Genomic DNA, 22,802 nt, shown 5'->3' on the forward strand with positions numbered 1-22,802 from the left:
CTGCTGAACGTGGAACTGGAGAACGGGCTTCGCCTCGTCGAGGGCCGGAGGGTGGCCGCCTTCACCAACGACGAGGAGGTCGCCGCAGGCAAGGACAAGGTCATTCCGTTCTTCCTGGCAGACCGGCTTGAGGAACAGGGCGCCACCCACGTCTCCTCCGGTGTTTTCGAGGAAAGGGTCGTGGTTGACGACCGGCTGGTGACCGGCCAGAACCCGGCGTCAGCTGCCGGTGTGGCCAAGGAGATGGAGAAGCTCTTCGCAGCGGTCATCCACCAGGAAAAGGCCGAGGAACAGCATGAGGCGGAGGCCTTGCGTGCCGAGAAGGACGCGATCAAGGCGGCTGCTGCTGCTGCCAAAGGGGAGCAGCAATCCAACGAGCTCGCGGCCATAGAGGCTCGAGATCCGCCTCCTGAACAACGCGGTCCTTGGCGCCTTTCAGGCGACGGCGAGGGGCAGGGTAGGAGCGCAGGCAATGCGGTCTTGGTCCCGCATCAGGTCGAATGTGACCAGCCGGAACGCTTGCCAAGCTGGCAACGGTGTTGACCGGCGATCATGCGTCGGTAGGCCCCGGGTGTGACACCATCTATCCATGGGCATTTTTGACGGAATCAGAAGCGCATTTGGCGACCTCAGCGTGAAGTCCGACAAGGACCTTGAAGAAGAGCGTGAGGCGCTGCGGCAGCGTTACGTCTCCCACAAAAACGTCGACAACGAGCTGCAACGGATCGAGAACGAGATGCACCGCTACGACGTCGAGATGGTGCGCCGTGCAAACGAGGCATACGACCGCGAGAACCCCAACCCACCAAAGCGCGTACATCGCGAGCATGGCCGGTACCTACCGAACGACGACTAAGGAACCCTAGGCCTCGCGTTCGCGGGCTGGGTTAGGGGGCGGCGTAGGGACGCAGTAACCAGGCAACCCGGTCCTGGTCCCGGATCAGGTCAAACGTCACCAGCTCGGAACGCTTGCCAAGCCGCGCCAGGACCCGCCACACTTCAACGTCAATACGCGGCGGATCGTGGCGGGGTAGCCCTTGAACTCCCGCCACCACTCGATCCGTTCATACCAACGCACCGGCTCAGCGGCCATATGCCACGTACGCCCCTGGCACTCAAAACACACCGGAACGTCCGCCGCTGTCTCCACTAGAACCTGTTGCACCCGGCCAATGTTAGGGCGATGCTGTGTCAATGAATGCCGCTGCTCCCCGGGCTTTGGTTTACGCTGCAAGCAATAACGCAGAACAGAAAAAGGGAGACGGGCGGGAATGATTGCCGCAGAGAAGAACGGCGGTCCGGTACTGGCCTCAGAATTTTGGGAGGCTGCTGCGGAAGCAGAGCGCAAAGGGCAAGACAAGGACGAGTGGCTAAGAACGAACCGGACGGGCTTTATTTGTGCCGTGTGCGGAGCCAAAGCCAGTTTCGTGTCTCCTGGTGGAGGCCGGAACGGCAGCAACCCGCCGCATTTCCGTGTTCCGGGGGCCAATCAGTGCAACAACCACAAACCATCCATAAGGGCAGAGCGGCCCGAAGGTGATCCTGCTCGGGAAACAAAGGGCATCATCAACGTAGGCGGCATCGTCACCGTCAGATACGACACCTTGGGAGGGGCCGGCGGCGGGGGAGCTCCCGTGCCAGGTACAGGGGGAGCAGCCCAAGGACGCGGCGGCGGTGGCATGGTGGTCAACGGCGGCGGTGCGCCCATCGACCGGGAATCAGCAGGCTTGAAATCCTTCCTTTCCGATTTGCAGAGCATGCCAAAATTCCCGCCGTCCACACTCAGGGTCAAAGTAGAAGGGCGCGGCGAAGTCTGGGGAAGGGACTACTTTTGCCGTTTCGAGGACGTTTCAGCTGACCATGCCGCGCCTCTGCCCGCTACAGGCAACGCCAGGCTGATGGCCTACTGGGGCAAAATCGACGTCCCGCAAGACAACGGCAGTCTGTTTCTCAAAGGCAATGGCATGTCCATCATGGTGCTGCCAAAACACAAAAACACGGTGACAACTTCCCTTGGTTTGTCCGGGGTTCAAGACCTAAAAGACTGGTTCGTGATCGCAGAGGGCCGCCTAAATGAAGCGGGTACTGGTGGAAACTTCTACGTGGACGTCAGGAATCTATCCAAAATCGCCTTCATCAAACCCAAATCATGAGCGAAGATGTGCCAGCTTCACTACGCCCACCCGTGGAGCTGGCACTAGCCAAGGCCATCAACGCCGTACCGGCAGAGGGTTCCATCTCCAAGTCCGGCCGGGGGAATTCCGCCGCGCGCCCTGAGACGCGGCCAAGGTATGACGACGGCGGGGCTCGCCTTCCCGCCGTCGTTCCCTTTGGAGCGGCCCGACCAGACAGCGGTATCCCGCCGCTGGTGCCGATGATTACATGAGGGGACGAAGTCAACGGTCGGCTTCCGGGTTACCCCGCCACTGCCGCCTTCGCTGCCTTTGAGGCTGCCATCCACTCGCTCAACCACGGCGCCCGGACGCTCGACGTGATCCGGCAGTCGGCCACGAAGGTTCCCTTGGCCCCGGCGTCGATCCAGTCCGTAAGCGCGGAGAGGTCTGCCAGCGAACGGATGATCGCTGACTCGGCGCCGAGCGCGCGGGCGATGCCGCTGAAGTGCACCTCGGGGATCAACATGGGCTTCTCGGTCAGGCCCAGGGAACCGTACTGGTGGATCTCGGCTCCGTACGCGGCGTCGTTGTAGATCACCACAATCGCACTGCGAGCCGTGCCGATGAGCGATTCGAGGTCGGCCAGGCCCATCAGGAAACCGCCGTCGCCCGAGGCCAGCACCAGGGTGCGGCCGTCCTCCACTGCGCGGGCCGCCCCGACGGCGCTCGCGAGTCCCAGCCCGATGGACTGGAAGGCGGTTCCCACCATCACCAGGTCCTGCGGCCGCGGGATGTTCCAGTACATTGGAGCCCAGCCGATGAAGTGCCCGCCGTCCTGGACCACCGTTCGGCGCTCAGGCAGCACGGCATCCAGTGCCGTGGCAAGGGAGCGCGGATCCAGCCGGCCGTCCGGGGTCTCGTCCGAGCCTGGGTGGTGTCCCGGCCCGGAAGCCAGGCGCCGGCGGGCTTCCGCACGCCAAGCTTCCGCCGCAGTCGTGTCTTCCAGCAGCGACAGGAGACGTCCCGCAGCGGTCTTCGCGTCCGCGCTGACAAACAGGTCCACCCGCGGGTTGGTCGCTTCCAGGCCGGCGTCGATCTGGATGACGGTGCTGTCCGGGCCGAGCAGGTGCCCGAACCGCATGGTGAAGGGGCTCAGGCTCGCCCCGGCCACCAGGACCACATCGGCCTCACCCATGAGTTCCGCGGCGGTGTCCGTGCCGAAGCCGCCCGCGACGCCGAGGTACCCCTCGCCCTGCAGGAGGTTCAGCGCCAGGGCGGTTCCGGCGGTCAGCGCGCCCAGGCGGTCGGCAAGCTCCCGGAGCTCGGGGCCGGCGCCGGCGAGGTGCGCACCGCGCCCGGCCAGGATCAGCGGCCGCTTGGCCCCGGCGAGCAGGCGGGCTACCTGCCCAAGGCCGCCGTCGACGTCGTCCGTCACCTTTGCTGCCGACGGTTCAGGAAGGTTCTCTTCCGGAGCCTCGAGGGCCGCGAGGTCGTAGGGGATGGCGAGGACGACGGCGGTGCGCCTGGTGAGTGCGTACTCCACCGCCTGCCGGGTGATGGCGCCCGCGGTGTCGCGGGTGACGGTGAAGGTGGCGGCGCCGACGCCCGTGGCGATGGCCGCCTGGTCCACATCCCAGGGCCGGGCACCGCTGCTCGGTGCGTCGCCGGTGACCAGCACGACGGGGATCTGCGCCTGCACCGCCTCGGCGAGGGCCGTGAGTGCGTTGGTGTAGCCCGGGCCGTAGGTGGTGGTTCCCGCCGCCAGGCGGCCGGAGGTCCGGTAGTAGGCGTCGGCCGCGGCGATGGCGGCGCCCTCATGCCGGACGGGGGAGAACCGGATGCCCTGCTTCTCCGCGGCGTCCAGGAAGTGGACGTTCCCGTTGCCCATGACGCCGAAGACATCGCTGACATAGCTGCTGAGAACCTGGGCCACACGGCCTGACACGGTAAGTGAAGTCATGCAGGAAGCCTGTGGGCCACACCTCAGATTAGCAATAGCGCCGGTTTTGGTTGGGGCTTTTGGCAGCAAGGGGAGGAGTGGACTGAAAATTTGCCTAGCTGTGGCCTGCGTCACCTTACCTAGTCCCCGGTGCGGGACTCCTGCTCGGACAGGCGGCTGATGAGGCCGTCGTAGCGGGGCGGCATGAGCTCCAGGATGGAGATGGCCGTGCTGGTCCGCTCGATTCCGTCGATCTCCAGGATCTCGTTGGTGATGCGGTAGAGGTCGGCGGTGCCGCGGGCCACCACCTTGGCCATGAGGTCCGCGTCGCCGGTGGTGGCGTGCACTTCGATGACCTCCGGGATGGCGGCAAGCCCGTTCTCCACCGACCCGGTGCGCGTCTGGCTGATGGACAGGGAGAGGAAGGCCATGAGCTCGTAGCCCAGTGCGGCGGGGTCCAGCCTCCGGCTGAAGGAGCGGAGGGCGCCGCTGTGCTCCAGTCGTGCGAGCCGGGCATGGACGGTGTTCCGCGCGACGCCGAGCGTCCGGGAGAGCGCCAGGGCGCTGGCTTCGGGGTCCTTGTCGAGGGCCAGGATGATCCGGCCGTCAAGGGAATCGAGGGTGCGAGAGTTCGCGATGGTCATATTTTCACCACATGCAGTAGAAGTTGAGCAGTTGTCCCAATGGCTAGAGCGTATCTTGCAATGTGTGCCGGGTCACAACCATGATCGGTCCTCATGACCCCTGATCAGCTCCTGACCAGACCGGGCACCGCGCTTCCCACCCTTAGAAGCGCGGTCACCGGACTTCCGTCCTACGTCCCGGGCCGGCGCAGCGCCGGCATGGACGTCGCAGCCCTCGCCAGCAACGAAAGCCACTACGAACCGCTGCCCGCAGCCATCACTGCGGTGGCCGAAGCTGCCGGTGCGATGAACCGCTACCCGGACAGCGCCGCCGTCGAACTCCGCGAACGGATCGCCCGCCACCTCGGCGTCACGGCCGCGGAGATCGCGGTGGGGCCGGGCAGCGTTGGCGTCCTTCAGCAGATCATCACCGGACTGTGCGACGCCGGGGATGAAGTGATCTTCGCGTGGCGCTCCTTCGAGGCCTACCCCATCCTGGTCGAACTCGCGGGCGCCCGGCCGGTCCGCATCCCGCTGGACCACCTTGAGGGCCACGACCTCGATGCCATGGCCGCGGCCGTCACCGAACGCACAAAGGTCATCCTGCTGTGCACCCCCAACAACCCCACCGGCGTGCCGATCAGCCACGAACGCATCGAGGCCTTCCTGCGCGCCGTCCGCTGGGACATCCTCGTGGTGATCGACGAGGCCTACGTGGAATACGCCGAAGCGGGCAGCGGTCCCGATTCCCTGGCGCTCTACCGCCAGTACCCGAACGTCTGCATCCTGCGCACCTTCTCGAAGGCCTACGGGCTCGCCGGCCTGCGCGTGGGATACGCTGTGGCGACGCCGACCATCGCCGAGGGACTGCGCCGCACCGCCCTTCCGTTCTCGGTGAGCGCGCTGGCCCAGAAGGCGGCCATCGCGTCGCTGGACGCGGGGGAGGAGATGGAAAGTCGCGTTGCCGCCGTGAAGCAGGAGCGTGCACGGATGGCCGCCCAGCTGGAAGCCCAGGGCTGGAAACTGCAGCCGAGCCAGGGCAACTTCCTGTGGATCCGTGCCGATGACGACCTCCGGGCGAGGCTGGTCGAGGCGTTCGACCGCGCGAACATCCTGGTCCGCGCGTACCAAGGCGACGGCGTGCGGATCACCGTTGCCGACCCTGCCTCTAACGACCGCGTGGTCCGGCTCCTGGAAGCCCACGCGGCCTAAAACTCTTTTGACACCCAACTCCAAACCGTTCCACCTACTAACCAGAGGAATCCCCATGGAACAACAGACAAAGATGTCTGCGCGCCCACTCGGCGCCGCCCTCAAACCTCGGCAGCTCACCATGATGGGGCTCGGCAGCGCGATCGGCGCGGGCCTGTTCATCGGGTCCGGCGCCGGCATCCAAGCGGCCGGCCCGGCCGTGCTGATCTCCTACCTCGTGGCCGGCACCCTCATCATCCTGGTGATGTGGGCGCTCGGCGAGATGGCCGCCGCCAATCCTGACAGCGGGGCCTTCTCTGTCTACACCGCCAAGGCCTACGGTCCGGTGGCCGGCGCGACGGTGGGCTGGCTCTGGTGGCTGCAGCTCGTGGTGGTCATCGCCGCCGAAGCGCTCGGTGCGGCTGGCCTGCTGGCCACCATTTTCCCGGCCCTGCCGGTCTGGCTGATGGCTTTCGTGTTCATCGTGGTGCTTACCGCCGTGAACCTCACTAGTGTGAAGAACTTCGGCGAGTTCGAGTTCTGGTTTGCATTGCTGAAGGTGGCGGCAATCGTCGCGTTCCTGGCTGTGGGCGCTGCCCTTCTCTTCGGCTGGCTGCCGGGCGTCCAGTCGCCGGGCCTGGCCAACTTCATGGGTGACGGCTTCGCACCCGGAGGGTTCGGCGGGATTGCCACGGCACTGTTTGTGGTGGCGTTCGCATTCGGCGGCACCGAGATTGTGTCCGTGGCGGCAGCCGAGACCGCCGAGCCCGCGCGCAGCGTGAAGAAAGCTGTCCGCACGGTGCTGTGGCGGATCCTGGTGTTCTACATCGGTGCCATCTTCGTGATCGCGGCTGTGGTTCCCGTGGGTTCGGAGGGGCTGAAGAGCCCGTTCGCCGCCGTGTTGGAGGCCGCGGGAATGTCCGGTGCGGCCACCGCCATCACGCTGGTAGCCGTCGCTGCGCTGCTGTCGGCGCTCAACGCCAACCTCTACGGTGCCTCCCGGATGGCGTACTCACTCGCGGAGCGGGGCGAAGCACCGCGTTGGCTCGCTTCCGTGTCCAGGGCACGGGTTCCGGTGGTTGCCGTCCTGGCCAGCGTTGCATTCGGCATTGTCACGGTAGTGCTGGAACTGGTTTTCCCCGAGATGGTCCTTGGCATCCTGCTGAACATCGTTGGGTCGACATGCCTGCTGGTGTGGACGTCCGCGCTCCTGGCACAGCTCGCGCTGCGCCTCCGTGCCGACAGCGATGGGACGGAGCTTCCCCTGCGGATGCCCGGCTTCCCGTGGCTCACGTGCTTTGGCCTGGTCATTCTCGCCGCGATCTTCACGGTGGGCTTCATCGGCGAGGATTCCCGCCCGCAACTCCTGAGCACGTTCGGACTCGTGGCACTTCTGGCGGTGGCGAACTGGTTGAACCACCGATCCAGGAAGGTCTCGGCGGCCGTCAGCGTCGAATCTCGGGACGGTGCTAAGCCGCCGGTGCTGGTCGACTGAACCAGCTGCTGTGAACCAACCTGCGACTTAGGACATTCGAAGGGGCGCGTCAGGGCTGCTCGGGGCGCGCCCTCACCCTATCCGGTGCCGTGTGATTGGTCACCTAGGCAGGTGCGTATTGCGTGAACTTGCGATTCAAGCAAACGGCTATCTGATCAAGGGCGGCTTGGGCAGATTCCATGCTTCTTCGTACTGTTCGGCAACAAGCGGCCAGACGTCGCGGATACCGTCCCCCACTGAACCGACAGCGGTAGCCAGGGGAGGGAAGACGACAAAGTCATGTTGAATGATTCGGCCCGCCCTGTCCTGCCTGCTACGTGGGTCAGGGAAACGCAACGCCACCACCTCGCCGATGCGACGACAGACTTCCGGTTCACCTTCAGTGTCCGAGAAGGCTTTGTCATACTCGACGAGAGGATCAGGGAATCCCCCATCCCGAAGGAACCGGAAACCCCACATCCGCCCACGGGTGGCCCAGATGAGCTTCATCTACGGCTCCTCAGAAGGGTCTCGGCCTCTTCGCCTTTAGCTAGATCCATCCTGAAACCGGTCAACGTGGCTGTTATAAAGTCGCGCTTGGCCATTGCCTGCGCATTGATGTCCCTGAGCTTGTCTTCAGCCAGATTGGCCGCTTCTTGTACTACGTCTGGCCCGACAAAGCTGAGCAGCAGCCCTAGTGGGCCGGACATGCGGGCCCTGCCGAGGAGGGCGGTAGCGAGAGAGCTTGCGCCGCGAAGCAGATTCTCTGCCAGTCTCCCCGGAAGGTGCATCGCTTCCGCCCACCGGGCATGACGCTCGAACGGGAGCACGGCGGCCAAAGGAAGGACAAGGTCCAGACCAACGCGCTCGGCCACTTCAATCTTGTCGGTGTCGAACTTCGCTGAGGAGAACAGCACAAAGTCCTCACCGACGGACAGCGCATTGCTGGCCTCCACAAACCCAGCAATCACCTTGCGAAGTTCGTCCATGTCATCGGAAGCTTTCTCGATAAGAAGATCCCGAAACTTGAACACGTCAAGGTCTGGCAAAAGATCCGACTTTGACAGTGCGATTATCCAGATACGTGGAAAGTCGACAAGAGGTTTTCCATCTTCGAGTAGGTCATCTTTCAGCGTCAGCAGCCCATTTCTGAAGTTGCCGAATAAGGATTTGAAGTAACGCTCCTCCTCTCCGGCATTGTCGAGTAACCGCTGACCGTCCACCAGCAGCAGGGCTACATCCGAACCCAACAAAGCTTTGAACGTGTCGATCCGCCGCTGTGCCTCCTCAGGCCCGCTGACGTCCTCCTCGAACCACTCTCCCGGGTAGTCGTGCCAGACCAAACGCAGGGCATCGAACGGTCTGGCATTTAAAGCATTGCTTTCGGATCCATCCTTAAACTTGAGTGAGAATGAGTAGGACGTAGCAGCGAAACGGTCAGGCGGTGGCAACCGGGCTGAATTTCTCATGCCCAAGTAGTTTCTATGAAGTCTGTTGCCTTGACCAATATCGCCCGGTAGGACATGAAACAGACTTTTCTGCAGGTACTGGGGCTCCTGGGTGGCCCCGTAGAACGAGGAGAGCATGACGGTTTTGCCGCTGCCGCTCTCGCCGAACACTGCAATGTGCTGCTCAAGCGCTCTGTTCAGTTCCATATGAGGAGCATAAGGGCACCTCCAGCAAGATGCGGAACGTGTCGTGGCGCGGGGTAATCCATGAGGCTGCTAGCGTTTGGGTGGCCCTCGATGGCCGCCTCGAAGCGTGTTCGAAAGGTAGATCTCTTGGCGATCGATCTCAATTGTTCCACCTGCCATAGCGATGAACGCGTCGTTCTAGTCGAGAGGCTGTCAGGGACGCAGCGGAAGCTCAAGTGCGAGCAGTGCGGTTATGAGTGGCTTCGAGGGGAGCCGGAGCGGCAAAAGGTCCCTTTGCCAACGCTCGAAGACATCAAGAAACGGTTTCCGAAGCCCGGCGATGTCGACCCTCAGAAGCTCGCGCGTGCTAACAAACTGAAGGTTGAATTTCTAGAGCGGGAGCCTGAGCCCGATCCGAACGTCGCTCCCTACTGGGCCAAGTACCAGCAGGTTTTCAGCGCCGATGGCCTGACGCGAGCGAACCCGCAGGATCTCAAGGACTTTGCCAACTCCAACATCGGCGCCAACCCAGGGAACATGTCCGTCTTCAATGAAGCATGGAATGAAATGGGACCCGAAGCCGGCGCTCACCAGGTGCGCAAAGCAGTCGAGTATCTGCTGCGCGGCACGTCGCCTGTTGATATCGAGGACCGACTTACTGGGCTCATCAGCGACACTAAGTCGTTCGGGATGAAGGGCTTCAAAGAGTCGCTCCTGACGAAGGTTTTGTGCATTGCTTATCCCGACAGGTACCTGACGATCCTCAAGTACACCGGCGTGGCCGGAAAGCGAGAGATTGCGAGCTCGCTTTGGGGTCTCGATCTGCCTGATCCCGAGACCGCTAATTGGACGATTGGCCGCCTCATTTTGTGGAGCAATGACTTGCTGCTTGCTCTTCTCGGCGAGGGCTTCCGTCACCAGCAGCATGCTGCAGAATTCCTATGGTGGGCCAAAGATAAAGCCTGACTAAAGGGTCGGTGAGCTGCAGTCTTCTACATGGCGAGGGGTGACTCGCGCGTGCCTAGCGTATGCGGGAGCAAATGGACGGTGCCGGTCGGGACCGTTCTACCCGGACACGCAGACGGTCATGCAGAAGAGAGCGGTCGTACATACGATTCAATCTCATCAGCATGAGCAGCTGAACAACAATGCTCCCGGCTCTCCGGCGCCACTACCGGCATGTAACAGTTCTTGGGTTCTTGGTGCCGTCCGCGCTCCCACAGCAGCATTGGGAATCAACTCGTAACGGCAAAGCGGACAGCCAACTCGAACGACATATCGTCGCACGGAAGCAGTCCCTGATGTATGGTCCAGACCATGGTGAATTCGTTCTTTAAAACAAATCCCTTGTTGCTTCATGAACTCTTGTCGAACTGTCAGTCGGGGAAACTGCAGTTGCCGGATTTTCAACGTAGCTGGGTGTGGGATGAAGACCGGATCAAGAGCCTTATTGCCTCAGTTTCGCGTGCTTTCCCCGTCGGGGCACTCATGACATTGGAGACTGGGGGTGGTGTTGAGTTCAAGCCCAGGCCTGTGGAGGGAGCTCCGGATGATGCGTTCCAGCGGTTGCCGGAGGCTCTGTTGCTGGATGGCCAGCAGCGTATGACGTCTCTTTACCAGGTAACACTTCGGAATCAAGTGGTCAGGACGGTTACTCCAAGGAAGAAGCGCGTTGACCGCTGGTTCTATATCGATATCCGTGCAGCTCTAGAGGACAGTGTCGACCGCGAAGACTCTATCGTTGGCGTGCCGGCCGACCGAATTGTGAGGCGCTCGTTCGGACGAGAAATTGAATTGGATCTTTCATCTCGTGAAGCTGAGCTTGATAACTTCATGTACCCCCTGACTATGGTTTTCGACTGGGACGAATGGAATCGATCGTGGATGGAAAGGAACATGGGTAAGGAGAGTTTTCAGGACGACTGGAAGCTCTTAATGCGGTTCAAAGATGAAGTTCTAAACAACTTCATGCAGTATCAGATCCCTGTGATTGCTCTTGATCGTTCGACTTCCAAAGAAGCAGTTTGTGTCGTATTCGAAAAGGTAAACACAGGCGGAAAAGCACTGGATGCGTTTGAGCTCATCACGGCGATGTATGCCGCTGATGGACATGAGCTGAGAAAGGATTGGTACGGAGACGCTTCTTCCGAAGGTCGACATCGCCGTTTGGCCCGCGCTTACCGACCAGCGGACGCTGAGTCAGGTATTTTGGCGAACGTCGCAAATACTGATTTCCTTCATGTCATCTCGCTGTTTCACACGAGGGAGAAACGGTGGGATGCTGAAAACCGGGGGAAGACCGGCAAGGAACTTCCGCAAATCTCCGGGAACCGCCAAGCGCTGCTTAACCTTCCTCTAAGCGCTTATCTGAAATATCAGGACCAAGTGGAGTTGGGCTTCCAGCGAGCTGCAAAGTTCCTTCACATGTTGCACATATATAGAATTTTCGATCTGCCGTATCAGTCTCAGATAATTCCATTGGCCGCAGTTCTCGCCGATATCGGTGAAGCTTGGGAGCACGAAGCGAACCGACAAAAACTTGTCCGATGGTACTGGAACGGCGTTTTCGGTGAGTTGTATGGGTCGACGGTTGATACTCGAATTGCTAGAGATTTTCTGGAAATCCCCGCATGGCTCAAGGGAGGCAAGCCACCCGCAACTGTAAGCGAGACCGTTTTCAGGGCTGATAGGCTCAAAACGATGCGAATGCGTCTTTCTGCCGCATACAAGGGTGTAAATGCTCTACTTATGTTGGAAGGTGCTAAGGATTTCCGATCGGGTCAGGCGTTTGACCACACGGTTTTTTTTGGCGAGGCCGTCGATATTCATCACATTTTTCCCCGGAAATGGTGTGACGATCAGGGCATCCCTGCCAGTGTCTATGATTCCATCATCAACAAAACTCCCTTGTCGTACCGTACTAATCGGATTATTGGCGGTGCGGCCCCATCAATCTACTTAGCACAACTGGAGCGAGGCCATAGCGAGACGCCTGGCATTGCGCCAGCAGCACTCGATTCCTACTTGCAGAGCCATGCTTTAGACCCGAAGTTGCTGAGGGCTGACGAATTTGATCAGTTCATGCAGGACCGGCAGCGGCGCTTGATAGAACTGATTGAGCGTGCAACTGGAAATCTTGTTTACCAAGACCAGGCGACAAGTCTCTCTGAAGAAATCGATGCAGATGAAGAGGAAGCACTGCAAACAATAGGTGCCTAACACGATCGGCGGTGCCTGCTCTTGAACGGATATCAGGCTTCCCTCCTCGTAGTTAGTGACAGACAGCAATGGGCAGATGGCCGGAGCCAGACTCCTGAGGGACAGCAGATGCTGATGTTTGTGCTGCTCGCACCATCAAAATAGCCTGGCGTCTTGACTGACTTCACTGGAGTGATTGCGCAGCGTGCCGGTGGGCTTCTACGAACTCACCGCTCAGTCGCCTATAGCAGAAACGGCCGGATCCCAGACTCAGCCCGTAGACAGTGTGTCAGGCCTAGCGGTGTCCCTCCGCCAGCCCCATGAACATCGTCCGGTGCAAGATGTCCACGTGCTTCCGTGCGACTTCCACCGATTCCTCAACACGGCCCGCTCGGAGGGCTTCCACGAGTGCGATGTGATCGTGGTTGGACTTGTGCAGCTTCTCGATGGGGTAGGGGATGAAGTAGTCGTAGAGCTCGGCGAGGGTCTCGTGATAGACGTCGATGGCGCTGCCCATCCCTGACGCCGTCCCCACCAGCTGGTGGAACCGCTCGTCCGCCTGATGGTAGACGGACCAGTCCGTGGCCTCCGCCATGTCTCGCGTAAGCCGCTCCAGCTCATCGAGCTGCTCAGCCGTGGCGTTGACCGCCGCATAGTGTGTCACGGCGCATTCGAACAGCAGCCGCCGGTCCACCAGCCGGTTCACCGCCTGGGACTCCGCCGGCGATGCGGAGAGTTCCGCCAAAACATCAAGTGGCGGGGAATCCGCCACAAATGTTCCGCCAGCCCGGCCGCGCCGGCGCACCACCACACCCTGCTCCGCCAGGCTCGCCAGCGCGCGGCGGGCGGTAATCGGGCTGACCGAAAGGCCCAGGGCCACATCCTCCTGGTCCGGCAGCCGCTCGCCCGGCTTAAGCAGCCCCAGCGAAATCGCCATGCCGATCCGGAGCCGGACAGCGTCAATGGCGCTGCGCCGGTCCGTCCCGGGCATCCTGTCCGCGCCGATGGGCGAGGGCTCGGCGGTGTCTTCCAGCTGACTGGTCATATCCGCTACCTTACGGCCCACGCCGCCCTCTTTCCTTTATTGGTTCATTCTGATCTAATATAACCCGGATCACACCCCAACGCGGAGACAAGCCCATGCAACGCATCCTTCCCCTCATCGCTGCCCAGGTCCGGCCGCGGCTCATCGGCGAACCGGTCTCGGCTTTCGCGGACGAGGTCAAAGCAGCCCTCGAGGCCCGGCCGCACAGCAAACTCGTCGTCTTCCCAGAGCTGCACCTCTTCGGCGACGAAGACCCGGACCTGCAGCGCACCGAAATGCTCCAGGCATCCGCAGAACCCTTGGACGGGCCACGGGTCAAAGAGCTTAAACAGCTCGCGAAAGACCTCAACATCTGGCTGGTCCCGGGCAGCGTTTGCGAACGGGGCCCGGAAGGGCAGCTGTTCAACACCCAGCTGGTCCTGTCCCCGGAAGGGGAGCTCGCCGGCTACTACCGGAAGATCTTTCCCTGGCGCCCGTTCGAGCCCTACGACCCCGGCGACAAGTTCACCACCGTGGACCTGCCCGGCATCGGCAGGGTGGGCCTGAACATCTGCTACGACGCCTGGTACCCCGAGGTGTCCCGCCAACTCGCCTGGATGGGCGCCGACGTGATCCTCAACGTCGTCAAAACCACCACCCCGGACCGCAAGCAGGAACTGATCCTCGCCAAGGCCAACGCCATCGTGAACCAGGTGTTTATGGTCAGCGTCAACTGCGCCAGCCCCACGGGTCAGGGTAAGAGCATCATCGTGGACCCGGAGGGCAACACCCTCACAGAAGCAACAGACGACCAGCCGCAGCTGCTCACCGCGGAACTGGACCTTGCCGCCGTCGACCGCGTCCGCACGCACGGCACGGAGAACCTCAACCGCCCCTGGTCACAGTTCCGCGAGGGGGAGCCCGCCGTCGAACTTTCCGTCTACCAAGGCCGCATCAACCCGGCCACCTGGACACCGCCGTCCTACAAGCCCTAAGGAAACACCGTGACAACAACCCTCACCCGCACGCTGAAGCTGCCTTCACTGGTCCTGTTCGGGCTGGCGTACCTAACCCCGATCATCGTCCTGGGGATCTTCGGCATCATCGCCGAAACCACCGGCGGCGCCGCGCCCGCCGCGTACCTCGTGGCGCTCGTGGCCATGCTGTTCACGGCGCACAGCTACGGCCGGATGGCCATCGCCTACCCCGTGGCCGGCTCCGCCTACACCTACGTCCGCCGCTCCATCGACCCCCGGGTCGGGTTCCTGGTGGGCTGGGCCGTGCTGCTGGACTACCTCTTCCTGCCGATGGTCATCTGGCTCATCGGCGGCTCGTACCTGAGCGCCCAGTTCCCCGGCGTCCCCATTGGCGTCTGGATCGTGGGCTTCATTGTGATCACCACGCTGCTGAACATACTGGGCATCAAGGTGGCGGACAAGGCCAACTACGTGCTGATGGCGTTCCAGCTGCTGGTCCTCGTGTTCTTCGTGGCGCTGGCCATCGGCAGCGTGGTGTCCGCCAACGGCGCTGGGGGACTGGCCAGCGGGCAGCCGTTCTTCAACGACACCGCCAGTTTCGCCACCATCTCCGCGGGCGCGGCCATCGCCGCGTACTCGTTCCTGGGGTTCGACGCCGTCACCACCCTTACCGAGGAAACCATCAACCCGCGCCGGACTGTGCCGCGCGCGATCATGCTCGTGGCCCTGATCGGCGGCGGCATCTTCGTGGCGGTGTCCTACGTGACCCAGCTGGTCCACCCCGGCGGCGTGTTCGAGGACTCGGCCTCGGCGGCCAGTTCCATCGCCCTGCAGATCGGCGGGCAGCTGTTCGGTGCCGTGTTCCTGGCCGGCCTGGTGGTGGCGCAGTTCGCCTCCGGCCTCGCCGCGCAGGCCAGCGCCTCCCGCCTGTTGTACGCGATGGGCCGCGACTCCGTCCTGCCCAGGGCGGTCTTCGGCCGGCTCAGCGAGAAGTTCCACACCCCGGTGGCGAACCTGGTGGTCACCGGCATCGTGGGCCTGATCGCGATCTTCCTGGACGTCGCCACGTCGACGTCGTTCATCAACTTCGGTGCCTTCACCGCCTTCACGCTGGTGAACGCCTCGGTGGTGTTCCACTATGTGCGCCAGCGCCGGGCCGGGCAGCAGCTGAACCCGGTGTCCTACGTGGTGGTCCCGGTGATCGGCGCGATCATCTGCGCCTACCTGCTCTCCCGGCTGGACAGCAACGCCATTACGCTGGGGGTGTCCTGGCTGGTGCTGGGCGTGGTGGTCCTGGCCCTGATCACGCGCGGGTTCAAGGCCTCGCCGCCGGAGATGACGGCCACGGAGAAGGCGACGGTCGAGGCCGCCGCCTGACCCTGACGGTTAGTAGTGTGGCCGCGGGGCCGAGGGAAGGAAGAGCCGTGAGGATTGCGCTGGGGCAGCTGGCGTCGGGCGCCGACATCCGGGCCAACCTCGCCGCGATCGACCGGTTCGCGGCCGAGGCAGCGCGGGACGGCGCCGCGCTGGTCGCCTTCCCGGAGTACGCCACCTACGAGTAGAAGAAGGTGGACGGCACGTTCCCGGCAGTGGCCGAGCCGCTGGACGGGCCCGTCTGCCGGGAGCTCGCCACCATCGCCCGCAGCCACCGCATCGCGCTGGTGGCGGGCGTGGTGGAGACCTCTGAGGAACCGGGCCGGGCGTACAACACTTTGGTGGCGTTCGGGCCCGACGGCGGCCGGCGGGCTTCTTACCGGAAGATCCACCTTTTCGATGCGCAGGGCTTCGGGGAGTCGACGTTCATCAAGCCCGGCCCGTCCACCGCTCCGGTGGTGTTCGAGCACGGGGGAGTGCGGTTCGGGCTGATGACCTGCTACGACCTGCGTTTCCCGGAGCTGGCCAGGTCGCTGGCCGACGCCGGCGCGCAGGTCCTGCTGGTCTGCTCTTCGTGGGTGCCGGGCGAGCACAAGACGGAGCAGTGGTTGGCCTTGAATGCGGCGCGGGCGATCGAGAACAGCGTGTACGTGGCGGGGGTGTGCCAGGCGCCGCCGGTGTCCGTGGGGCGGAGCGTGCTGGTGGACCCGATGGGCGTGGTGGAGGCCGACCTAGGTCTGGAGCCCGGCGTGCGGGTCGTGGAGGTATTGCTGGAGACGGTGGAGCGGGTGCGGGAGTCGTTCCCGATGTTCCGGCAGCGGCGGCTGTAGGGTATTTTTCCCTGGTATCCCCATCGGCGTCTAGATCGTAAGCTTCATCAACATCACCACGTTGCCCGGGAGGACGTGGCCTACAACCAGCTGCCGCACCCGAGCTTCTTCATCCGCGAAGGATGGAAACGCCCGCTGCTCCCGCCGGTAAGTACGCAGATGCGGGCAAGTAAAGCCAGGAAAGCACTGATGGAAGAGCAAAGCGCCGCCCGCCTAGGGGAGAGGCGGGCGGCGCTTCATCTTGCAGCTGAAACCGTCAGTACGGGCCGAGGTTTCCGCTGATAGGCGGTAGGCCGCCGTCGGGACGGCGGTCGCCTTCGCGGCGTTCCCCGGCGCTCAGGTTTTCGCCCTCGATCGTTTCGTCGGACTCGCCGGTGGTGTCCACCAGGCCGTTCGTTTGGTCGAAGGCGTGCCCGATCCTGTCATCGCCCAGGTCGGCGACCGAACCGGTGGAGCCGGCTGCCGCCGTCGTGCCCGTTGTTGTGGTGCCCGTGACGGTGGTGTCGGTGGTCAGCGGCGTGACGGTGGCCGGCTCCCCGGGAGCCACCGGAGTTACCGTTTCGTCGGCAGCCGCGGTTTCGCCCTTGTTGCCGACGGCGGCCATGGCTGCGGCTGCCGCGGCAACACCCAGGCCTGCGGCTACCTTGCCGGAGATGCCCGCCTTGCCTGAGTCGCCGCGCGATCCTGCTGCGTCCTCGACCCCGGGCGTGCCTGCGGATGCCCCGGAGCTGACGCTGCCCCGCCACGCTCCGCTGGCGTAGCCCTCATCCTCGATAAATTCCTTGAACCGCTGCAGGTCTGCCTCGGCCTGGCGCTCCACCACGTTGAGCTTGTCGCCCACCTTCTCAACGATGCCTTCGGGCTCGTACTCAAGCGTCAGCTGCAGGGAGGTCTGGCCGCCGCCGATGTCCTCGAACTCGATTGCGCCGGCGTTTGTGGCGCCTTCCGTAGCAGCCCAGACCACTTTGCGGTCGGGGATCTGCTCAATGATCCTGGCTTCCCACTGCCTGCGGACGCCGCCGATCTCGGCCACCCACTCCAGCCGGTCGTCGCTGAACTGGGTAACGCTCTTGACGCCGCCCATGAAGTGCGGGAACTCCTCGAACTGGGTCCACTGATCGTAAGCGGTGCTTACCGGTACGTTCACCAGAATGTGTTTTTCCACCTTCAGCCCGCCGCGAGACAAGACTCCGTGCTCATGCTCTGGTGATTGGGGCCGTACATGCTTGGCAGGAAACGCTATAGATGAGTTCACTTTGGATAAGAAGCTGACATCGGTCTTTGGCTCCGCCACGACTGATTGGGCCTTTGCGTTGCTTGACCCCGAGTCTGCGTCCTCCTTCGAATTAGCCATTGGCTCTTGCCGGGCCGGTTTTTCTGAGTTCTTGCGTTCCGTTGGACGAGAATTAGAATCAGGCGCTGGGGAAACATCTTGAGTCTGCAGGGGTTGGTGCAGCGGCTTGCGGTAGACGGGCCGTAGGCTCAAGGCATTGGCGAGGTCAAACCAGAAGGAATCGGATGTAGCTATGGGCTTCTGATTCACGGAATCATTCCCTAACTCTCGCGTTCCGGATGAGAGGAAGGAGTTCCAGCCGACTGCTTGCCGGCTGATACCTGCAGGACAGTGCCTGCAAGGACTCCTAAAAGTGCCATAGACGAGATGCCCTGCATGAAGTTACCGGCCTTGCCCTCGAAAGCAAATGCCATCACACCTCCAAGTAGCCCAAACAGAATGGCCGCCAAGATGTGACTGGCGAACAACTGGCCATACTTGGTTTGGTGGTTCAAGTGGTCAAGCCCGATCAGGGTGAGAATTAGTCTTCCAAGTCCCAGCACACAGCCGCCGAGAGCTCCGTGGAGGAATGCTTCGTTCCATTGAATCCAGCCGAATGTCTGAATCAACCAGCCTTGGATATCCATGTTCCCCTGCCCTGCTAGGACTGGCTATAAGATTACAGCCCACAAGCTCATCCTTAGTAAGAAAAGCTGCATGGTTTTTCTTGTTCTTCAGGCCCGGGTGCAACCGTGAGGGCGTGTCCGACCCTCGCTGAGAAGAGATCAACGCCAATGCTGCCGTGAATTAGCGGCACTGTTCCCGTTGAAAGTGGGCAACAATCCAACACAAGCGATCGAGGTGCCCTTGTCAGATAAAAGAGGCCGCTGTGCAGCGATCCGCCAGCTTGCTCTCGGTCATGTGTCCTTTCCAGCGGCGAACCTAGCGAGCACCGGCTTCGTGTGGCTTGACCGCGAGCTCACAGACGTGGCCACCGGCGCTAGCGCACATAGTGGAACACCACCGATTCGTTCACCAGCATGAACGTGGTGAAGACACCGAAGTTGACGAACGGCGCCGGGCCGGGCAGCAGCTGAACCCGGTGTCCTACGTGGTGGTCCCGGTGATCGGCGCCGTCATCTGCGCCTACCTGCTCTCCCGGCTGCACGGTGGAGCGGGTGCGGGAGTCGTTCCCGATGTTCCGGCAGCGGCGGCTGTAGGGCCTGTCTGCCAATTCGGATGGTTCTCCTGCAGAGTAGGCACAGCGGGCAATGGTGGCGCAGCCATCCGTCGGCCTCCAATGCGGAAAACCAGCGGTTCGTTCATTACGGCCCGAGGCGGGCTGGTATTTTGCGAGCACGCGGGGCCATGCGACGTGGGCGAGCTGCCTATTGCATGGCCGACGTATCATCGCAGGGGCCGCGCGGGCATTCGAAGTAGCTCCTCTGGATGACCTCCCGCAGAAAACCATCCGATGACATGCGGTACCGCCACCCGAAGGACGTCTATGATCTGAGACGGCGTTTGCTCAGTCGTTGCACGCGGGCAAGCTGGTGTATCAAAATACGCGGGTGCCGAGCGTGAGCCTCGGGGCCTGCATCTTCAACCAACTTGAATGCTGCTGATAAGCCGTCCTCGGTTCGATCGCGTGCTTGCTCGGGTTGCCCAGCTGTCCAAACGGTTACCTTCCGCCTAGTAGCGGGCAGTGGCAGCTGAGGTGCGAAGCCGCGTTTCAGAGCGTGTTTTGGAACATAAAAAGCATTCCTAAAAATTACAGAGCGAGCGTCGTCCTCATTGCAGGTCGACTGTTCAAACTTCCGGCGAGGGACCTACTTTTGGCATTGTTCCGGTGGGGATCAACCTCAGGAGCGCAGATCCTGCACTGGTCTTCGCGCAGGTCAGCCTGCGAATGGGCAATCTAAGTTTTGCGGGTGAACCCCGCGTTGACTTGGGAACTGGCCCTTCCATCTAGCCTCTGCTTAGCATCGAGAAGGCGTGGTCCCAATGGTTGCGAAGCTGGTTGTCTCCATGCCTTACCTTTGCACGAGATGGGACAAGGCGCTCGACAGTCCTGGAAAATGTCGTAGCAGTACGGCAGAATGTCATAGTGATGAAATACGTAGATCTTTTTGCCGGCTGCGGGGGGCTCTCCCTAGGCATCGAACGAGCTGGTGGCGAACTTGTCGTTGCGGTTGAAAAGTCAGATATGGCGGCTAGAACCTTCTACCACAACCTAGTTGAGGATGCGTCAGACCTCCGCCTGTGGAACAAGTACGTAGAGTCTCCTGTCCCTGAGCAAATCGCGGCTAAGGTGCTGGTCAGGGAATTAGACGTACTGCTGAAGGATGAGGAGGCCATGCAGAGGCTGGCTGACATGTCCTTGGATGTAGTGGTCGGCGGACCTCCATGCCAGGGCTTTTCGCTCGCAGGCCGAAGGAACCCTGACGACATCCGCAATAAACTTCCCTGGGAGTACCTTGAGTTTGTTAGGCGCACGCAACCTAAAGCTGTAGTCATTGAAAATGTCGTCGGCATGAACCAACGGTTCAGCTCTCAAGAAGAGTCGTCCTTTGCGCAGCTTCAGCAGGCTCTCGCGGAAACCAGCCCTGGTTACGTAGTGCAGGGGGTACGCGTGAACGCCATGCACTTTGGGGCACCTCAACACCGGCCACGGTTGATGATCATGGCTGTAAGGTCTGATATCGCTGACGCTGCGGGCATAGTGTCTACGGGAACCCTCTGGAAGTCGGACTTCACTGACAATCTGTCGTACCCGCTCCCAGACCTAGCGCCTATTCCAATAGTGTCCAGCCAAAACGTACGGACCGTTGCCGATGCAGTCGCGGACCTTTCTCCGCACGCTCCTTCGGTCAGCCGGGCTGCGAGCTCCCACTACCTCGGTGAAATGCGAAGTAACGACTGGAAACTCCGCACTACGGCTGGGAAGCAGGAGCACAATCACGTTCCACGCAGGCACACGCAACGCACAACCCAACGATTCCGGCTGTATCAGTATCTGGCGAACGCAGGGTTGGAGCAGCGTGTTGTGAACCGGGCAGCTGTACTGCCGGACTCAGACGCGCTGCTCTACGTAAAGACCCAACTCGTTGACGCGCCCCTGCCAGCAGTGGCTCCTGACGGCACTGAGCTAGCGTCTACACTCGACGATTTATGCAATCTGGTCTTGGATCTCGCAACTAAGAAGCATTCACAACGTGTCTTAGGGTGGCAGCAGCCGGCAAGGACTGTCGTGACTCTGCCCGACGACTATGTCCATCCCGCAGAACCACGCATATTCACAGTCCGGGAAATGGCACGATTCCAAGGTTTCCCGAGCAGTTTTGAGTTTTTAGGCAAAGAAACTACCGGTGCCCACCGACGCCGAACGGAGGTTCCCCAGTACTCGCAGGTAGGTAACGCTGTGTCTCCATGGCTATCCTATGCAGTAGGAAAACGACTTGCAGAGATCTTGGGAGATTCAAACGTTGAGGGAATTGGATCAATTTGAAATAGAAAATATAGCCTTCCTTACCCGCTACGGTTTGGATTTTGGCCTACTTGAACCCACCGAGACCGGCCTTCGGAAGAGCATCCTTGATGCTACCGAAGAATACAGGCGGTTTCTATTGCGTAACGCGGTGCACGATTATGGTACGCAGGGGCAAGGGCAATCCCACAAGCTATACCTGCCAGGTTACGTACTTCTCGCGGATGGAGACATAAGACCGGCGAGGGCCTCCCTCTACCGCCCTGATACTAAGATGGGCGACCCTAGGATCTGGTTTTCGAGAATCCACCAGTATTGCAAACCAAGGGACATTCTTGTAAGTCTCTGGGTGGAGGGGAGCCTGTGGGTACTTAACGCCACACGCGTTTCTTTCTCTAGAGCGGCGAGGTCTGTCCCCGCCTACCGCAAGTTGTTGAATCCGCTCACGAGCAGCCGAGAATCCATTTTCGAAGAGTTGCTGGAAAAGCTTCGAGAGCTTTCTGCCCGAGGTCCCATACCTGCGTATAAAACTGCTGACACGGGGGGTGGTCATCTACTTGAGACCGAGCTGGGAATTCGGCAAAACTCTAGCAGGGATCCGGACTATAAGGGCATTGAGCTGAAGTCGACTCGGGCACCGAAACTTGCTCGATCGAATCTATTCGTAAAGGTGCCGGATTGGGAGCTCAGCCAAGTCGTCGACGCTAAAGACATGCTCCGTGAATTTGGCTACCGTCGAGAGGGGCCGCGGCGCTTGTATTGCACTATTTCTGCAACTGCATGGAACCCTCAAGGACTGAGGTTCGAAGTAGATGAACAAAAGGACCTCCTGCATGTGGTGTCTCGCCGGTCCGACATACCGAAACCGGAAACTTGGAGACTGCAAGGTCTACGCGAGACATTAGCATCGAAGCACGCGGACACTTTTTGGGTGACCGGTGAATCGTACTTTGAGGGAAATGTCGAATTCATACACTTTCAACACGTGACGCAGACCTCTAAGCCGATTGTTCAGCAGTTATCCCCTTTGCTCCAGTCTGGAGCCATAACAATGGACCATATGCTTAGTTCAAGGGGCGACCGAGGTCCGGAGTTTAAGGTGCACAAGAAACACATCAAGGAACTTTTCCCAAAGCCGATTTACCACGATCTTACCAGTTGTTAATTTCCGATACATCCCTTACGGAGAGTCAAGAAAAAGGACAAGCTTAGCTATTGAGTCATCCCAGGCTGATTCAATTTCGCACTCCCAAATAACGAACACCTTCCAGCCCCGATCCTCAAGTTCGACCTGCTGTCGCCGGTCTCGTTCCTGATTAGCACGGCGCTTATCTGCCCAAAATTCAACATTCGTTTTGGGTAGACGTGCACCGATGCGGCAAGTGTGTCCGTGCCAGAAGCAGCCATGGACGAAGATGGCCTTTTTTCGGCCCGAGAACACCAGGTCAGGGCGCCCCGGAAGACGACGGTCGTGAAGCCGATATCTATAGCCCGCGCCGTGTAAGAAGCGCCTTAGCTTGATTTCGGGTTTTGTGTCTTTAGAACGAATTTTAGCCATGTGAGCACTTCGCTGCGCGGGAGTCATGAAGTCGGCCATGCCGCTGATTCTAGGCCTAGTTCCGTTCGCTAACCTCACGCTGCCCGCTGATGGGGGGGGGGGGGGG

Annotated in this window: 22 protein-coding genes and 1 pseudogene; 13 read left to right on the top strand and 10 right to left on the bottom strand. The window is 61.2% G+C overall.

Features of this window, described 5'->3' with window-relative positions; genetic code table 11:
* Positions 1–543 (top strand): annotated as a pseudogene (locus DXK94_RS21715) (hypothetical protein); the annotation flags it as partial.
* Positions 544–589: 46 nt separating this feature from the next.
* A complete protein-coding gene (locus DXK94_RS17340; protein ID WP_115525887.1) occupies positions 590–856 on the top strand; it encodes a hypothetical protein in 267 nt (88 codons plus the stop codon).
* A gap of 31 nt (positions 857–887) precedes the next feature.
* Here DXK94_RS17340 and DXK94_RS21720 read toward each other — a convergent pair whose 3' ends face one another.
* Positions 888–1,052 (bottom strand): hypothetical protein, encoded by a 165-nt coding sequence (locus DXK94_RS21720; protein ID WP_258868593.1) that lies wholly within the window; start codon positions 1,050–1,052, stop codon positions 888–890.
* A 219-nt stretch (positions 1,053–1,271) separates the two neighbouring features.
* Between DXK94_RS21720 and DXK94_RS21285 the strand changes: the two genes are divergently transcribed.
* Positions 1,272–2,153 carry a hypothetical protein gene (locus DXK94_RS21285; protein ID WP_147294397.1) on the top strand — a complete coding sequence of 294 codons (882 nt, stop codon included), beginning with the start codon at positions 1,272–1,274 and terminating at the stop codon, positions 2,151–2,153.
* A 262-nt stretch (positions 2,154–2,415) separates the two neighbouring features.
* On the opposite strand, the gene DXK94_RS17360 is transcribed toward DXK94_RS21285, so the two are convergent.
* Positions 2,416–4,074, bottom strand: a complete 1,659-nt coding sequence (locus DXK94_RS17360; protein ID WP_115525890.1) for a thiamine pyrophosphate-binding protein — start codon at positions 4,072–4,074, stop codon at positions 2,416–2,418.
* Positions 4,075–4,193: 119 nt separating this feature from the next.
* Positions 4,194–4,697: an Lrp/AsnC family transcriptional regulator gene (locus DXK94_RS17365; protein WP_115525891.1), complete on the bottom strand. Its 504-nt coding sequence runs from the start codon at positions 4,695–4,697 to the stop codon at positions 4,194–4,196.
* A gap of 93 nt (positions 4,698–4,790) precedes the next feature.
* On the opposite strand from DXK94_RS17365, the gene hisC reads away from it, so the two are divergent.
* Together hisC and DXK94_RS17375 are read left to right on the top strand one after the other, a co-directional pair.
* A complete protein-coding gene (gene hisC / locus DXK94_RS17370; RefSeq protein WP_115525892.1) occupies positions 4,791–5,888 on the top strand; it encodes a histidinol-phosphate transaminase in 1,098 nt (365 codons plus the stop codon).
* Between the two features lie 55 nt (positions 5,889–5,943).
* Positions 5,944–7,362 (top strand): amino acid permease, encoded by a 1,419-nt coding sequence (locus tag DXK94_RS17375; RefSeq protein ID WP_115525893.1) that lies wholly within the window; start codon positions 5,944–5,946, stop codon positions 7,360–7,362.
* 147 nt (positions 7,363–7,509) lie between these two features.
* Here DXK94_RS17375 and DXK94_RS17380 read toward each other — a convergent pair whose 3' ends face one another.
* The gene (locus tag DXK94_RS17380; protein WP_115525894.1) at positions 7,510–7,851 is read right to left on the bottom strand and encodes a hypothetical protein; all 342 of its coding nucleotides are present in this window, start codon (positions 7,849–7,851) and stop codon (positions 7,510–7,512) included.
* Complete coding sequence (locus DXK94_RS17385; protein ID WP_115525895.1) at positions 7,848–8,996, bottom strand: ATP/GTP-binding protein; 1,149 nt, start codon at positions 8,994–8,996, stop codon at positions 7,848–7,850. Before DXK94_RS17385 ends, DXK94_RS17380 begins: the two co-directional genes overlap by 4 nt.
* Before the next feature lie 126 nt (positions 8,997–9,122).
* Here DXK94_RS17385 and DXK94_RS17390 point away from each other — a divergent pair, with 126 nt between their 5' ends.
* Positions 9,123–9,941: a hypothetical protein gene (locus tag DXK94_RS17390; protein ID WP_115525903.1), complete on the top strand. Its 819-nt coding sequence runs from the start codon at positions 9,123–9,125 to the stop codon at positions 9,939–9,941.
* 351 nt (positions 9,942–10,292) lie between these two features.
* Positions 10,293–12,194, top strand: a complete 1,902-nt coding sequence (locus tag DXK94_RS17395; protein ID WP_115525904.1) for a DUF262 domain-containing protein — start codon at positions 10,293–10,295, stop codon at positions 12,192–12,194.
* A 274-nt stretch (positions 12,195–12,468) separates the two neighbouring features.
* On the opposite strand, the gene DXK94_RS17400 is transcribed toward DXK94_RS17395, so the two are convergent.
* On the bottom strand, positions 12,469–13,218 hold the full coding sequence (locus tag DXK94_RS17400) for a FadR/GntR family transcriptional regulator (protein WP_115525896.1): 750 nt from the start codon (positions 13,216–13,218) through the stop codon (positions 12,469–12,471).
* Positions 13,219–13,313: 95 nt separating this feature from the next.
* On the opposite strand from DXK94_RS17400, the gene DXK94_RS17405 reads away from it, so the two are divergent.
* Genes DXK94_RS17405 through DXK94_RS17415 form a run of 4 tightly spaced genes read left to right on the top strand, consistent with a single transcriptional unit; the run spans position 13,314 to position 16,378 of the window.
* A complete protein-coding gene (locus DXK94_RS17405) occupies positions 13,314–14,192 on the top strand; it encodes a carbon-nitrogen hydrolase family protein (protein WP_115525897.1) in 879 nt (292 codons plus the stop codon).
* Between the two features lie 9 nt (positions 14,193–14,201).
* Positions 14,202–15,551, top strand: coding sequence for an APC family permease (locus DXK94_RS17410; RefSeq protein WP_115525898.1), 1,350 nt, complete (start codon positions 14,202–14,204; stop codon positions 15,549–15,551).
* A gap of 47 nt (positions 15,552–15,598) precedes the next feature.
* Positions 15,599–15,736, top strand: a complete 138-nt coding sequence (locus DXK94_RS21725) for a nitrilase-related carbon-nitrogen hydrolase (RefSeq protein ID WP_258868594.1) — start codon at positions 15,599–15,601, stop codon at positions 15,734–15,736.
* A gap of 6 nt (positions 15,737–15,742) precedes the next feature.
* The gene (locus tag DXK94_RS17415; protein ID WP_258868595.1) at positions 15,743–16,378 is read left to right on the top strand and encodes a carbon-nitrogen hydrolase family protein; all 636 of its coding nucleotides are present in this window, start codon (positions 15,743–15,745) and stop codon (positions 16,376–16,378) included.
* A gap of 256 nt (positions 16,379–16,634) precedes the next feature.
* Here DXK94_RS17415 and DXK94_RS17420 read toward each other — a convergent pair whose 3' ends face one another.
* From DXK94_RS17420 to DXK94_RS21450, 3 genes are all read right to left on the bottom strand, one after another.
* Positions 16,635–17,525 carry an SRPBCC family protein gene (locus DXK94_RS17420; protein ID WP_309544331.1) on the bottom strand — a complete coding sequence of 297 codons (891 nt, stop codon included), beginning with the start codon at positions 17,523–17,525 and terminating at the stop codon, positions 16,635–16,637.
* A 407-nt stretch (positions 17,526–17,932) separates the two neighbouring features.
* On the bottom strand, positions 17,933–18,298 hold the full coding sequence (locus DXK94_RS17425; RefSeq protein WP_115525899.1) for a hypothetical protein: 366 nt from the start codon (positions 18,296–18,298) through the stop codon (positions 17,933–17,935).
* Between the two features lie 353 nt (positions 18,299–18,651).
* Positions 18,652–18,885, bottom strand: coding sequence for a hypothetical protein (locus tag DXK94_RS21450; RefSeq protein ID WP_181884866.1), 234 nt, complete (start codon positions 18,883–18,885; stop codon positions 18,652–18,654).
* 876 nt (positions 18,886–19,761) lie between these two features.
* Here DXK94_RS21450 and DXK94_RS17435 point away from each other — a divergent pair.
* The gene (locus DXK94_RS17435) at positions 19,762–21,159 is read left to right on the top strand and encodes a DNA cytosine methyltransferase (RefSeq protein ID WP_115525900.1); all 1,398 of its coding nucleotides are present in this window, start codon (positions 19,762–19,764) and stop codon (positions 21,157–21,159) included.
* Positions 21,160–21,412: 253 nt separating this feature from the next.
* Positions 21,413–22,303: an MvaI/BcnI family restriction endonuclease gene (locus DXK94_RS21970; protein WP_395929804.1), complete on the top strand. Its 891-nt coding sequence runs from the start codon at positions 21,413–21,415 to the stop codon at positions 22,301–22,303.
* Between the two features lie 15 nt (positions 22,304–22,318).
* Here DXK94_RS21970 and DXK94_RS17445 read toward each other — a convergent pair whose 3' ends face one another.
* Complete coding sequence (locus DXK94_RS17445; protein ID WP_115525902.1) at positions 22,319–22,735, bottom strand: very short patch repair endonuclease; 417 nt, start codon at positions 22,733–22,735, stop codon at positions 22,319–22,321.
* Between the last annotated feature and the right edge of the window lie 67 nt (positions 22,736–22,802).

The sequence above is a fragment of the Arthrobacter sp. RT-1 genome, from assembly GCF_003367205.1.
Taxonomy (GTDB): domain Bacteria; phylum Actinomycetota; class Actinomycetes; order Actinomycetales; family Micrococcaceae; genus Arthrobacter.